Raw genomic sequence first — 14,707 nt, forward strand, 5'->3', positions numbered from 1 at the left:
AAAAAAAAAAAAAAAAAAAAAAAAAAAAAAACTTCATTGCACGATCTCGCAATGAAGGAACGCGTGCCTTCATCCTTTAAGTTGTTGGGGGTGGTTAAAAAAATGAAGGCCAGAAATAGAGCGTGAATTTGTGAAAAAAATGAATATGAATTTCAACGATCTATGATCTATTTAATAATTATCTGACCTGAAAATAAAATAAAATATTTACAGCCCACACAAAATCTTGAATAGGCTGCCATTCACCTCTTATCTATCTTACGATATCTATCCCCAGCTCATTACTAACTTGTACTGAGTTGTAACTAGGTTTTTTGTGGTCATTCTTTCCTAAAATCCAAGGAGAATTTACACCAGTAATAATGGTCATAACTGTTAATTTTCCTTTGAATTCATCAGCAACTCTTGCACCCCAAATAACATTAGCATCTTGATCCATAGCTTCAGTAACTAATTCTCCAATTCTTGAGATTTCATCAAGAGTCATTTCAGGACCACCACTAATATGGATGATTGCTCCAGTTGCTCCGTCGTAATTAATATCCAATAATGGATTTGATAATGCTCCTCTTACTGCTTCATCAACTCTATTTGCAGTATCTGATGCACCAACACCAATTGCGGCAACACCACCATCAGTCATAATTGCTTTAACGTCCGCATAATCTAAGTTTACTAAACTTGGTATTGCAATTGTTTCTACAATTCCTTTAATCATTGTTGAAATTAATTCATTTGCTACTGCGAAAGCTTGTTGTACAGGTAAATTTCCAGCTATTGCTACAAGTCGATTATTGTCAATTACAATTACAGTATCTGAAACTTGTCTAAGTTGTTGAAGTCCAAATTCTGCTTTATCTACTCTTGCTCTTTCAATTTTAAAAGGCATCGTAACTGTTCCAATAACAATTGCACCTTGGTCTTTTGCTGCTTGAGCAATAACGTGTGCTGCCCCAGTTCCAGTTCCACCACCCATACCTGCGCAAACAAATACCATGTCCGCATCTTTTAATACTTCTTTAATTTTTTGCATACTTTCTTTAGCAGCTTCTGCGCCTCTTTCAGGAAATCCTCCACAGCCCAGACCTCTAGTTAAATCCTTACCAATTAAAAATTTCTTATCTGCATCAGTAATCTGTATATGTTGTTGGTCAGTATTACAAGCTAAAATTTCAGCACCTTGAATACCTTTTTTATATAACCAATTAACCATATTATTTCCAGCACCACCAACTCCAAAAACTTTGATGTTTGCTTGGTTAACCTCAATTTCAGTGTTACATTGTTCTGCAGTTTTTAATGCGTTTTGAACCAAAAAATCCATTTTTCTATAACCCCCTTTATGTTTTCCTTTTTACCCTTTTTTTTGTTTTAAATTGTCAATTTGTACTCAGCAAACTAACGAAACATTTAAATAGTAGTTTACACTATATTCTAACTTAGAATTCGCCAAAATTCGATAATTAAATTAAGTTGAGTCGCCAAACTCGACTGATTTCTTATTTTTTTTTAAAAATAATAATCTTGTCTCTATAAAAGACATACTTCATTCTATTTAAATATTTCCCATTTTTATCATATACTTTACAAAATAATAATGCAATATACAATTTAGTATACTAATAGAAATGATAAATATACTCTAAAAATAACCTGAAATGTAACACACATCAATAAACCAGTATACTATTTTAGTAACTAGATTAAAAATAACCCACACCCAAATTTCGAAAAAATAAAAAATAATAAAAAAAATTCAAATAACTTCCAAACTCAAATTTTCAAAAACTTTTAATAGTACATACGAACAATTAAGATTATGACACTATATTTTATTGGAATTGGACTAGATAATGAACAAGATATCACAGTAAAAGGACTTGAAATAATCAAAAAAAGCGACAAAATATTTCTTGAATCATACACATCTAAATTAAATTGTCCAATCGAAAACTTAGAAAAATTATATGGAAAAAAAGTAATTATTGCAAATAGAGAATTAGTTGAAAAAACACCTGATGAAATTCTTGATTCCACCAAAGATATCGCATTTTTAGTTATAGGTGATGCGCTCGGAGCAACAACTCATCTTGATTTAATGATCAGAGCAAAACAAAAAAACATACCAACAAAACTAATCCATAACACTTCAATAATAAATGCAGTAGGAGTTACAGGATTAGAATTATACAAATTTGGAAAAACTACTTCAATGCCATTCTTTGAACCAAACTTTATTCCACAAACCCCCTATAATATACTTAGTGAAAATTTATCCATTGGCGCACACACACTAATACTATTAGATATAAAAACTGATCAAAATAGATTTATGACAATAAATCAAGCAATCAAACAATTATTAGAACTAGAAAACAAATTAGAAAAACACATTTTTTCTGAAAACACCATTTGTATTGGTTGTGCCAGATTAGGTGCGAATTCTCAAACACTCAAAGCAGGAACTGCAAAAGAACTTCTTAATTTTGATTTTGGAGCACCACTTCATTCTTTAATAATTCCAGGAAAACTTCATTTCATGGAAGAAGAAGCAATCGAATTACTTAAATAAGCATTAAAAACCCCCCACTAAATCATTCTCACCATATTAATTTAAAGAATTGTTGATATGATTGTGCTGCAAGAGGCTCTTCAATAAGAATTCCAAACGGAACATCCAACCAAACAATTATTGCAACTTTATTCCCACAAATTACAGTCTCAGTTAGTGCTTCAAACTTTTTCTCAGTAGTTTTAACAAAAGTGTGATTTAAATTTGATAACACCCCACCCCAATCAGCCAAAGAAGAATGAAATAATAATTTTGCATCAATTTTTTGTTTTACCCTACATCCATGAAACTTCTTCCAAAAATCCCACCCAAGTAAATCTCCTGCTTTTTTCGACCCACCATAAGAAAAATACTCATTCGACCCTGAATTTAATACAGAATTAAGTAAAATTTTTATCCCTTCAAGTCCCGAATATGTTTTTACTCTTTGTTCCCACAAATAATCAAAATATTTTCTATAATGATCTGCTATTTCTTTATTTTCGACAACATTCACAAGCGTTTTCTTCTTCCAAATAATAGTTGCCACAACATTCCCGTAAATAAATAACACAGATGGACTAGTTACTTGTTCAGGCAAATATTTTCGCTCATAAAATTTTAAAGTATCAGGCTGTTCTTCTCTACCAATTAAAAAGTCAGAATCAACTAAATCAAACCATTTTACTTTATTCTCTTCCCGACGTTGATTCCATTCTTTAAAAAATTTTTCATAATATTTTATTATCCCCCAATTACCACCTATAAACTTAATCTCACCAAAATTTAAAGCATCATTAAACACTTTATGAACTCCTTTATCACCAATATAAGTCCTAGTATTTCGATTCCACAATTCCTCAAATTGAACTTTACATGTTTTTACAAACTCTTTATCTTTAACAACTATTGATGTAGGCTCTTTACTCGAAGCAGTAGAAATAATTACCCTATCAGGAAATATTTCATAAACACTAGGAGTCGATTCTTGTGGCATAATTTTAATTTCAGCCAAAGGATTTGTTTCTTTTCTAGAAGATCTTGTAGTTTTTGAATTAATTGCCTCTTCATTAAAAAGAATTTTTAATTTAATTCCCTTCTTTGCTCTTTTTTGATTATACTCAAACAAAACCGCATCCGTTTCTTTTGAAGTTTTTGTTGCGCCAAACACATACGTCCTAGCACCCACAGGAGTTGCGTCCAATGCTTCTGAAAATGCACTCCTCATACCCTCCAAACCACGATATGTTTGCACAGGTTGATTCCAAATCAAATGAAATTGATTTCTAAATGATTCAGCAATAACTTTATCTTTAATCAACACAGTCAAATATTCTTTTCCGCCAGAAGTAGAAATAATAGTATAATCACCATAAACACACATTTCCGCAGGAGAATAAGAACCTTTGCTCGATTCAACCCTAACATGAGTGAGAGGTAAATTTTTTATTAACTCAGCTTCAGGAGATGCTTCACTATACAACAAATGTTGAACTACTCCTTTTTTAGAAACTGATTTGATAAAATTCTCAAAAAAAGGCAATAAATAATCTACAACTGCAGGCAAAAACATAGCATAACAAACATCTCCTTTTTTTAAATCTTGAACAACTATGCTGTACGCATTCCTCAAACCTTTAGCACCCTTAAAAACAGTCGTTTCAGATTCTGCAGTTTTTAAATTTTTAAGTTCAGTTAAATCTTTTATCAAATCTTCTGCAGACTTTTTTTGCAGAGTTATCTTACTTTGTAATTTATCTAAATAAGAAATAATAGTAGTTGCAGGATTTGCAGAATAAAGAGTTTTTTTCCCCTCTTTAATATGCGAAACTAACCCTTTATCCATAAGTCTGTCAAGAATAAGATATACTTTTGATGCATGAACTTTTGAATTCTTAATTAATGGCCCAGTTGATGTCAAACCCAACTTGAAAAGCGCCAAATAGACTTTAATTTCCCCATCCGTTAATCCTATTTCTTTCAAGAGCTCTAAATTCATATAAAATCAAAAAGAAAATGCACCTAATAAATCTTTCCATTTTTTCGCCCCTTAAAGGGGAGATACAATTTAAATACTTTCTCCGAACTTTTAATTACTAAGCAGTAGTAAGCAGTTGTCCTTTCTGTTTATTAAAAAAAAGGAGGAGAAAAAAATGAGTAGCGAACAAAATAAACTAATAACCCCCCCTGAAATCATAACAACAGGAGGAAGCACATATTGGAGAACTGGAGGCGAACTTTATCTACCAGAAAATATAGATGAAGACCCTAAAACAGAAGAACCAAAGATTCTAACTGCTGAAGAAAGAGTTCTTGAAGAACTAGCAGGACCTGGAAAAGTAATTAGCGAACAAAATGGATTAGTTGTCGTACGAGAACCGACAAGATGGGAAAAATTTGTAACAGGTGCTAAAGACACATTAGAAAGACTAAAAGATCCAAAAATTGCAGCATATGCGACAGGAGTTGCATTAGTGGCTTTAACTGGATTGCCAACCACCGCACTAGCAGACGGTTCTGTGGAATTAACTACAGGACACGACTATGCAACACTCGACACCAAAGTTTTCACAGAAGTAGCACCATTAACTAACTTATTTATGAGACAAATTACCACAATGGACTACGACGGAAATACAGATTTGTTTTTCTTAGCAGACTTAAGTGTTAACTTAGTAGATGGACTTGATGTCGTAATAGAAGGTCAAGCAATTCCAGGAGTAGGAGTAATTCCTCGTGCAGGATTGCAATACTTCGGACAATTTGATGACTTTTCAATATATAGTTTAGCAACAGTTAAAACAATGGATCATCCTGACGGAGAAATTGTCATAAATTTAGGATACACCCCAGGATTAACTGGAGACGTAGATTTATTACTTAATCTAGAAGATCTAACTAGCGTAGGCGAAGACGGACATAATTTCAGTGTTCAAAAACTAAGAGCAGGAATAACACTATATGAAAGATACATGGTCGGTGCAGCACTAGATTTAACAGAAATTGGAAACCAAGGTGATTTATCCTATAACATTGGAGGATTTATTGGTTTAAAATTATAAACTAAATTAAAATTTTTATTAATTTTTTTTCTTTCTTATTTTAATAATTACCCCAAGTCTCAGTCATAACTAAATTTAAATACGAATTTAACTAACCCAATCTCGAATTTAAGCGTTAATTTTATAAATGAGTCATTTTTCTAGAAACCATATAAAACACAGTCCCGTAGTGTAGTGGCCAATCATCCATGCCTTTGGAGCCTGGGACCGCGGTTCAAATCCGCGCGGGACTATTATTTTACTTCTCACACAAATCAATCATAAAAAAAATATTTAACTAAATTAACACTCCTCAATTAAGACAAATATTTATATAATTAAAAATCAAGTCATTTACAAGATGAAACACATAGTAATAACAATAGACGAAGAAAATCAAGAAAATTCTTTAAAAATAATAAGAGAATTACTAAAAGGTCCCACCACAAACTATTTTATAAAAAAACAAAGAACATTTTTATCACCAAAAAAAGGAATGACTGAATTTGAAGAATTTTTTACGTTAAATAGAATTACAATCGAAGGAATCAATAAATATGAATTTATTTATAGATTATTGCCTTTTTTATTATCAAATCATCTTTTTCGTTGCATCCCTTTACAGGATTTAGAATTAGTTTTAGAATTAGGAAATAATAGAACCAGCGAAAATGTGCTAGGTTTTGACGGGGTTCAAATCCATAAATTAAATCTTATACCTGAAAGATCTTTATTCGCAGGAATTAATACTGTGCACCCAGTCGAAGAATTTTCACATCATAAAGAAGGTTTTATTTTATTATGGTACGATAAATTAAAATTCGACAGTTTTAATGAAAAAACTAACCACTCAGCATTATTTGGAGGAAGTCAACATTTATATTATCTGAAAGACGGAATTAAAGATTGCAAAGTTGCGTTAAAAGGAATAATTGAAGTTAGAGTTAAAAATATAAAAAAAGCAAAAGAAAAAGCAAAAGAATTAGAACTTGAATACCTAGAAATTGCTGAAACACTAGACGATCTAAAAGAAAAAATTTTAGCTCTTATGCAACTATTAACAAAAATATACAATAGTTTAAACGCTGAAGGCAGATTTAAAGCAATAAATTTTAAATGGAAGACTGGAAAAATACTAGGATATGCAGTTTTAGATCAAGGTTACGATTATGTTACAGTCCAACCTAATGAGTTATTAGTTTCAAATCTCAAATTAAGTTTAAAATATGAAAAAATCATCATCCAAACAATTGAAAAAATTGAAGAATTCATAGAACATCATGAAATTGATTTACATCCAAAAAACATAAAAAACATATTGCATGAATTAACAAAGTTCAAAAAAATAATTCTATTCACACATGATAAGTATGTAGAGATCCACAGTAGAAAAGATTTATCCGAAAGAGATGCTGGAGGAGGAACAGTTATTGGACTTAGTTTAGACATATCATTTATTCATTCTGCATTATACTATTTAATTAATGGAGATAACGCAGGGGCCACCAATAATGGAGAAACAATTAAAGCCGAAACTGGAATTATTAATGAAATAGATAGAGAAATCAAAGAAAAAGAAAGAAGATTAAAAAGTACTAAATTTCCAATGCACCAAAAAAAGAAAGTAAGATATTCACAAAAAGAAATTAAACAATATGAAAAAAGAGCATTGCAAATTTTAAAAAGCATAAGAACAAAAACAGAAAAAACAAATCAAGAAACATTAAGAAAAGAAAAAGAAGCACTAAAAGCTGCTAAAGAAATGAAAAAAAGACGAGCAAAATTATTAAGCGATGCTAACAAAAGTTACAAAGACATCAGAGAGTTATTACAAAGTGAAGATCTACATAGAAGAATATCTCATTCGCCAATCGAAGCAAAAATTGGAGAACTGCATGAAGCAATTAAAGAAAAAAAATATGATAAGTTAAAAGACCATTCTAAAATATTAAATCAATTAATAGCATTAGAAAAAGCTCTTAGAATTAAAAAAGAATTAAATAAAATAATAACAGAAAAAATTTATAACCACATAAGTAACGAGCTTGAAACTGAAGTTAATGAACTATATGGTGCAATCACAGATTTAGATCTTGAAACAATCGAAAAAAAGCTTGACGAATTTATCAAATTACCTAAAAAACTACAAAAAATAAAAGAAGAGCTAGAAGAAACAGACTCTAAAAAAGAAACGTCCAAGCATGAAAAAAAAGTTTCCATTTCAGAATAAACCAAGTTCAATTTTTTTCGTATTGTCTCCTCACAAAATATTTTCTAACTCCCTCACCAAAATTAATTCCCATGTTTGCAATAAATAACGCATGAACATAAACTGGAAGATTCATAAAAACTGTTTTAGATGTAACATCTGCAAAATTAGTTCCTAAAACAACATCTGAAACTTGTCCAACAATTTCTACCAACCCATAATGTACTACCCCTGATGCTAATGCTACTGAAAGTCCCCCTTTAATTGGATTTTCAGACGCATTCACCATTTTAAGTGCAGGTTTCATAACATACCGAATTATAGGATTTTTCATTTATGTTCACCAAAAAAATTTAAGTCAAAATTAAAGCCAAAAAAATCTAAAAAAAAATAATAAACCAACAATAAAACAAAAAAGCAAATAAGTTATTCATACAATTTTTCAAGTTGATCTGAAATAACACCACTAACTGCACTAAAAAATTCTTTAAATTCATAGAATTGTTCGCCCTCAAATAATAGTTGAGACTGTAAAGCTTTTGCTCTTTCAGATCCAATAAATTCAGTTATTGCATTTCTACAAGCTCGATATATTTCGACATCCCCTCGATTAGATACGTCAATTTTCTGTCGATCTCCAACAACATATTCAGATTGAATTTTCACCTTAGAAGAAACTCTAAAGTTTTGTTTTTTATCACCATTCAAACCAGAATCATCAGAATTAATTGAACTTCCATTTGCAAGCAAAGCCAAATCAGGCGCATCAACATTTCTAAATCCCCCCGAATATTTTGTAAAAGTCAAACAATAATCAAAATATGCGTGAATAGATTCATCTTCTGGATGATAGCCCAATAAAACCTCATACTTTGTTGCAAAAGGACCTTCATCTCTTGCAACTAACTGCAACTTAGGATCATCCAAAGTTGGACTTGTAAGAACATCAATAGATACAGATTTACCAGTAACAGAACAATCTTCTAAAATCGTTCCAATATTTTTTTTAATATGTTTTAATGCTTTTTCTACAAAATCATTTTTTAATTCTTGTATTGCCATTTTTTTCTCCTCAATTAATCTCAATTTTTTAAAAATTAACAAATTCACCGTAGTGAGAATAAACCCACGGAGCTAATTCGAAATTATAATTAGATCTCTTTCTAGGATTATCTTGATTAAATTCATCAGTATTAAGAAAAACTAATTTATCATTAGAATTCATTTTTTTTACAATTCCGCCATAAACTTTAGGAAATTTCTCTTCAGGAAGAATTTGTTCTATAAATTCATTATATTGTCCAGGATTATTTGCTAAATACTTTACAATTTCCTGAGTTAATTCTTGTGTTCCAAAAAATGCAATTACAGGAACACCTGCAAAACCTGCATCATGAAATCCTTCTCTAATTTTTGCAGGAATTGTTAATTGAACATAATGAGCATCCACAGTACTTTCTGTTTTTATTACATCACACAATTTTTGAACGCCTTCATAAAAAGTTCTTTCAACTGAATTCTTAACAGGTTTAATGTATTTCTGATAAGATAGCAAAATTCTTCCAAACGCTTCGACATATTTGGTAATATGATATCCCTGCGTTTCTTCTTCAACTATTTTTTTTGTAGCTCTGGGTAATTTACCATAAGCAACAACATTCAACTCTCTTTGATCTCTACTAATATGTCCCCCGATAGCGCCGTTCACTGCTTCTAATGAAAAAATATATCTTTCTCTAATTTTTCTATTATAAACTGCTTTAGTTTGATGATATCTTGGTTTTGATCTTGTAAAAAGATCTGCGTCCCAATCATTGAGATCAGTTCTTCCCCTAGCATGCACTGAAACTTCAAATCCTGCTTCTTTCCTTATTTTTTCAACAAGTTCTGAAAGATTCAAATCATCTACTTGGGTTCCGTTTTTCAAATCGGCAAAAAGCATTTTTTATCACCTACTAGTAGCACAACCATCCACAACTATATATTTTACACATATAAATATATACAAACACAAATTTTATATATTAAAACCCATTAACGCAACCTATGAAGCGTAAATTAATACAATTAGGAAAATCAACATTAGTAGTTTCTATCCCCCAAAAATGGGCAAAGGAACAAGAATTAAATCCTGGAAGTGAATTAGATTTAGAAATTAAAGAAAATGCATTATTATTAACAAAAGAAGCAGAGATTATCGAAAAAAAAATAGAAATAAACGCACACCAAAACACTAATACTACCAAAAGAATAATTGCCACACTATATAGACAAGGGTTCACAGAAATAACAATTAAAAATCCGAATGAAAATAATATTAAAGAAATTTATAACATAACTGAAAAAAGATTAATTGGTTTTGAAGTCGTAACTCATAAAGACAAAAAATGTATTTTACGACAATTAGGAAAAATAGATAGTTATGATTTTGATAATGCATTAAGAAGATTATTTTTATTAATTCTAGATCTCGCAAATGAAACCGTCGAAGTTTTAGAAAAAAAACAAAAACAAGAAAGTGCTAAATTTATTGAAGACAACATAAATAAGTTCTCAACATACTGCGAAAGACTCCTCATAATTTTTAGAAATAAATTAAAAAAAAGTTATGACTATTATTATTTAGTTAAACAATTAGAAAATTTAGGAGACCACTATTATTATCTAACAAAAGAAACTTTTAAAAAAAATCCAATTAACGAGCTTAAAGACGCAAATGAAAATTTAAGAGAACTTTACGAATTATTTTACAATTTTAATTTTGAAAAAATGGACGAATTATATACTAAATTAAGAAAAGAAGCAAAAGATGCAAAAAAAAGCAATAAAAATCAGCCTATCCTCGAAATTAAATTAAGAATTGATGAATTAATTTCTCCAGTAGTTGCAATCAACATAGAATAAATAATACAAATTTAAAACTACTAATTCAGATTACAAACATTTAGTTCATATTCAGATCGAATTTCTAATCGTTCCAAAACATCATCACAATCAACTAAACGATATTCTCTAATTAATTCTTCTCCCAATCTATTCAATTGTAAACTCGCACGCCCACAAACAAATTCAGTTAATTTACCGACTGCATACATCGCTTTTTCTAAATCATTTTTGTAAGTAGCTAAAACTTTTGGATCAGAATTTAATGAATCGCCCCCATAAATTTTTTCACCCGCATGTCCAGAAAATCTCAATGTTCTATCAACCATCAATGCATAAAAAAGTTTATCATGTTCATCTGTTCGAGATTCACCATAAAATTGTTCTAAAAATTTTTCTTTAACAAATTCAATTTCATCTAACTCTAATTCCAAACTCCCCTGAGTTGCAAAATAAACTGCCATCAACATAGGATTTTCATAAGAAGATTTATCACCATCAATAATAACATAATCCCCAGTAGAAGTTACACGAATATTTTTTGCAACAGTATCCCTACAAATCTGTTTATCAGGAGCTGCTGCTAAAATTTCAAAAATAATTCCGCACCCCTCAAAACCATAATTAGTTGAACTCACCAAATAAGAAGAAACATTAATTCTTGCACCATACATAATTAAATCATCAATATTTTTAAAATCACCAACTCTACTGCCAAGTCCCAATTTATCTAAAGTTCTTTTTTTCTCACCCACAATAACTTCGCCACCACAAGATAAATTTTTTAGTCTCAACGTTTCATCAACAAGAATAGTTGTTACATCTTCAAGAGCAACTTTTCGTTTAACAGGATCTGCTTGAATTGAGCTCCAATAAGCAGGAAAATCTTGTACTCCAACCTTTTCAGAATAAACAAAAGTTCCATCACTCAACGCATCAGGAAATAATAATGGTTCTAGTTCTGGCTCTCCAGTTTTAACAAAAACTTCTAATTCTCCAAAACCATCAGTTTTTGCACTAACCCTTACAACTTCAGAGCTTTGAAAAGTATTATTAGAATTAGGATCATCAACACGCATCGTATTTAATAAAACCTGCTCCCCAGTTGCATTCGCTTGCATTTCAAGCTGAGAAACGCCTAATTCAACCAAAGAATCATGCAAATTACGTTCAGGCTCACTAGTCAAATCGTTTGACATCAATCCAACAACCCAATTTAAAAGCATATTTTGCATTTTTTAAACCTAGAAACACCCTTGTCGAACTCATATATAAATGTTTTCATTTAATAGTAACTTAATAGTGGTTAAAATAGAAATATATCGATAAAACCGTTAAAAAGTAATAACCTTTCAAAAAACTCAAAAACAAAAAAAACTCAACAAATTTTCAAAAATCCCATCAATCATAACTTCAACATTCATTGCAACTACAACAATCTATTTAAAATTCAAGCACTTTCTATTAATTAATTAACAAAATATCAAACTTATGAGGTGTTCATTATGAAACATGAAGAAAATAAATTACACAAAAATTTAGCACACTTAGTTGTTTTAGCACTTATCGTAGTAATTGTTGTATTGAGCTTTGGAAGATCGAGTATTGAAACTCTTTCAGTCACCCAAACCGATACAAACATAATTAAAGTTAGTTCTGACGGTGAAATAACTGTTGAACCTGACAAAGCAACCAGTTATGTTGAAATTACAACTCTAAAAACTACTGCTAACGCCGCACAAGAAGAAAATGCAAAATTATCTGATCAAGTAATTGCAGCATTAAAAGAAAAAGGAATTGATGAATCAGACATTGAAACCAACAGTTTTAATTTATATCCAAAACAAGAATGGAATCGAGACACTGAAAAAAGTGAATTAGTAGGTTACGAAGTAACTCATTCACTAAAAATTGAAACTAAAAATATAGATCAGGTAGGAGATTATCTTGACACCGCAATTAAAGCAGGAGCGAATAGAGTTAATAGAATTAGTTTTGGTTTAAGTGATGAAAAAAGTAAAGAAGTAAAATCCCAAGCATTAGATTTAGCGGCAAAAAATGCAAAAACTAAAGCACAAAACTTAGCAAAAAGTCTTGACATAAATTTAGTTAAAATTACTCAAGTCTACGAAAGTGAAACTAATTATTATCCGATTGAAAAATATCCTATGATGAGTGCAAGTTTTGCAGAGAGTAAAGTTATGGATTCTTCAGTAAATCTTCAACCCTCAGACGTAGAAGTAAGTGCTCAAGTAACTTTAGTTTATGAAATCGCTTGAATTAGTTAAATATTAACAACATTTTTTATTTTATTTTTTTATTATTTATTACAGTAATTTACTCAAATAACAACTTAATTTCTCAAAACCTTTTTATACTTCAAATACCTAAATCATCAAATAATGTCTTTTAAATCAAAACTAGGTGATCTTTTTGTATTTTGGAGTTTAGGCAGATTTCTAACCGAATCAGATAAACGATTTGCTAAAAGTCCTCTTTTAGTTACTGTTTCAAAAGCTGAATTTGTTGAATATTTATTAAACACAAATTTTTTTGACAAACAAGAAAGAGCACTTTACAAAGATTTAGTTAAATTTGAAAAAAGTAAACTTATAGCATATAAAGAAAAAGAATTAAGACTAACAAAAAAAGGTTTAACTCTTTTAATGAGAATCGCGTCAGAATATGATCAATTAACAGATATCAAAGTCAAAACTACTTCGCAAAATATTGTTAAGTTTTCTCGTTCTAAACAAACTAAATTAAGCAAATAAAAAAAGAGAATTTATTTTAAATATTGACAATTTTTTATGCATTCCGTATTACCTGTCGCACCATCTATTTTTAATTCAGTTTCATAGGGTTTAGTTTTATCTTGAACAACAAGAATTGCTATGTAGTCTCCACCCACATATTCAGTTTCTTCATTTTTTTCAGTTAAATAAACAGTTATAACTTTTGCATTCGTATCAACTAAATTAGTATAAGCATTAACATATGTTTTTGCCATTTTTTCAGCATCATCACGCTCAATAGTAACTTCTTTTTCAAAACTACAATCAGATACTACACTTCTAACTTTACCATCAGGACACACATGTTGATCCTTACATAAAGTTGCGTCTTTTACCTTGCCAACCCCATTCGGACACACATAAGTTGTCCTACATCCAGTTAAAACTAACAATAACACAACTAAACACACAACCACCATAATTTTTTTAAAATTCTGTTTCATCAAATCACCAAGACTAAAATATTCAAATTAAACTGTTAATGTTAAAATATCAATGTTAAAAATAAACTTCATAAAATTATTTTGTATACTGACAATTTTCAGTACAGATTACTTCTCCTGTTTTTCCATTTATTTTAAGAGTTGTTTCATATGGACCCTCTTTTAATTGAACAACCAATTTAGCAACATATCCTGCAGTTTCATTTTCACTAAATTCATATGAATTAATTAGTTTAGCATTAACTTTATCAAGTGCAGTATATGCATTAACATAAGAAAGTGCAATTTCATTTGCATCTTTTTGTACAATAGGTGCTATTTCAACAAATGAGCAACGTCGTTTGTCAGTCGCTTCTTTGCCATCAAAACAAAAATATTGTTTTTTGCATTTTTTAGGGTTAACTTGTTCACTACCATCTGCACAAATATATTTTACTTTACAACCTGCAATAAATATTGAACAAATTAAAATTAGTAGAATGAATATAATTTTTAAATTAACCCTGCCTCTTTTAAAACTCATTAAATCACCTAATTTTTAAATAAAATCTTTGTTTTTATTTAAATTTTCTCATTAAATACTAAACTTAACTTATTTAATCACCCTAAAACATAAACAAAAACATAAACAAAAAAACCACAACCACAAAAAAAACACCTAAAAACCACCAATTTAATTAAAAACATCCAAAACCCTCCAAAACCACCACAATCTTTATAAATGACTCATAATTATTCAGATCTATTCAATGGATAAATTGGTCAATTATTGGCTCGTTTATACT

14 protein-coding genes and 1 tRNA gene are annotated in these 14,707 nt (G+C 29.9%); 7 read left to right on the plus strand and 8 right to left on the minus strand.

Translation table 11 applies throughout. The annotated features are described in order from the left end of the window. Nucleotides 1-253: 253 nt before the first annotated feature. A complete protein-coding gene (ftsZ, locus tag HN587_00005; GenBank protein ID MBT7902222.1) occupies nucleotides 254-1,324 on the minus strand; it encodes a cell division protein FtsZ in 1,071 nt (356 codons plus the stop codon). Between the two features lie 495 nt (nucleotides 1,325-1,819). Between ftsZ and dph5 the strand changes: the two genes are divergently transcribed. Continuing rightward, nucleotides 1,820-2,572: a diphthine synthase gene (gene dph5 / locus HN587_00010; protein ID MBT7902223.1), complete on the plus strand. Its 753-nt coding sequence runs from the start codon at nucleotides 1,820-1,822 to the stop codon at nucleotides 2,570-2,572. A gap of 28 nt (nucleotides 2,573-2,600) precedes the next feature. Here the strand turns inward: dph5 and HN587_00015 are convergent, their stop codons facing one another. After that, a complete protein-coding gene (locus HN587_00015) occupies nucleotides 2,601-4,550 on the minus strand; it encodes a hypothetical protein (GenBank protein MBT7902224.1) in 1,950 nt (649 codons plus the stop codon). A gap of 154 nt (nucleotides 4,551-4,704) precedes the next feature. Between HN587_00015 and HN587_00020 the strand changes: the two genes are divergently transcribed. The 3 genes from HN587_00020 (at nucleotide 4,705) to HN587_00030 (ending at nucleotide 7,822) form a co-directional block, all read left to right on the plus strand. Next, nucleotides 4,705-5,613 carry a hypothetical protein gene (locus HN587_00020; GenBank protein ID MBT7902225.1) on the plus strand — a complete coding sequence of 303 codons (909 nt, stop codon included), beginning with the start codon at nucleotides 4,705-4,707 and terminating at the stop codon, nucleotides 5,611-5,613. Nucleotides 5,614-5,773: 160 nt separating this feature from the next. Then, nucleotides 5,774-5,846: transfer RNA gene (locus HN587_00025), tRNA-Gln, on the plus strand. A 107-nt stretch (nucleotides 5,847-5,953) separates the two neighbouring features. Then, a complete protein-coding gene (locus HN587_00030; protein MBT7902226.1) occupies nucleotides 5,954-7,822 on the plus strand; it encodes a hypothetical protein in 1,869 nt (622 codons plus the stop codon). A 7-nt stretch (nucleotides 7,823-7,829) separates the two neighbouring features. Here the strand turns inward: HN587_00030 and HN587_00035 are convergent, their stop codons facing one another. The 3 genes from HN587_00035 to HN587_00045 form a co-directional block, all read right to left on the minus strand. Next, nucleotides 7,830-8,135, minus strand: a complete 306-nt coding sequence (locus HN587_00035) for a hypothetical protein (GenBank protein ID MBT7902227.1) — start codon at nucleotides 8,133-8,135, stop codon at nucleotides 7,830-7,832. A gap of 92 nt (nucleotides 8,136-8,227) precedes the next feature. Then, the gene (locus tag HN587_00040) at nucleotides 8,228-8,863 is read right to left on the minus strand and encodes a hypothetical protein (protein ID MBT7902228.1); all 636 of its coding nucleotides are present in this window, start codon (nucleotides 8,861-8,863) and stop codon (nucleotides 8,228-8,230) included. A gap of 28 nt (nucleotides 8,864-8,891) precedes the next feature. Then, a complete protein-coding gene (locus HN587_00045) occupies nucleotides 8,892-9,743 on the minus strand; it encodes a hypothetical protein (protein ID MBT7902229.1) in 852 nt (283 codons plus the stop codon). Nucleotides 9,744-9,847: 104 nt separating this feature from the next. Here HN587_00045 and HN587_00050 point away from each other — a divergent pair, with 104 nt between their 5' ends. After that, complete coding sequence (locus HN587_00050) at nucleotides 9,848-10,705, plus strand: phosphate uptake regulator PhoU (protein MBT7902230.1); 858 nt, start codon at nucleotides 9,848-9,850, stop codon at nucleotides 10,703-10,705. A 20-nt stretch (nucleotides 10,706-10,725) separates the two neighbouring features. On the opposite strand, the gene HN587_00055 is transcribed toward HN587_00050, so the two are convergent. Then, nucleotides 10,726-11,919, minus strand: coding sequence for a hypothetical protein (locus HN587_00055; GenBank protein ID MBT7902231.1), 1,194 nt, complete (start codon nucleotides 11,917-11,919; stop codon nucleotides 10,726-10,728). Between the two features lie 270 nt (nucleotides 11,920-12,189). Here HN587_00055 and HN587_00060 point away from each other — a divergent pair, with 270 nt between their 5' ends. Beyond that, nucleotides 12,190-12,963: an SIMPL domain-containing protein gene (locus tag HN587_00060; protein ID MBT7902232.1), complete on the plus strand. Its 774-nt coding sequence runs from the start codon at nucleotides 12,190-12,192 to the stop codon at nucleotides 12,961-12,963. Between the two features lie 123 nt (nucleotides 12,964-13,086). Next, nucleotides 13,087-13,458, plus strand: coding sequence for a hypothetical protein (locus HN587_00065; GenBank protein ID MBT7902233.1), 372 nt, complete (start codon nucleotides 13,087-13,089; stop codon nucleotides 13,456-13,458). An 11-nt stretch (nucleotides 13,459-13,469) separates the two neighbouring features. Here the strand turns inward: HN587_00065 and HN587_00070 are convergent, their stop codons facing one another. Together HN587_00070 and HN587_00075 are read right to left on the minus strand one after the other, a co-directional pair. Then, the gene (locus HN587_00070) at nucleotides 13,470-13,922 is read right to left on the minus strand and encodes a hypothetical protein (protein MBT7902234.1); all 453 of its coding nucleotides are present in this window, start codon (nucleotides 13,920-13,922) and stop codon (nucleotides 13,470-13,472) included. Between the two features lie 76 nt (nucleotides 13,923-13,998). Continuing rightward, on the minus strand, nucleotides 13,999-14,445 hold the full coding sequence (locus HN587_00075) for a hypothetical protein (protein MBT7902235.1): 447 nt from the start codon (nucleotides 14,443-14,445) through the stop codon (nucleotides 13,999-14,001). Between the last annotated feature and the right edge of the window lie 262 nt (nucleotides 14,446-14,707).

Source organism: Candidatus Woesearchaeota archaeon (assembly GCA_018675335.1).
In the GTDB taxonomy this organism is placed as follows: domain Archaea; phylum Nanobdellota; class Nanobdellia; order Woesearchaeales; family UBA11576; genus JABJCP01.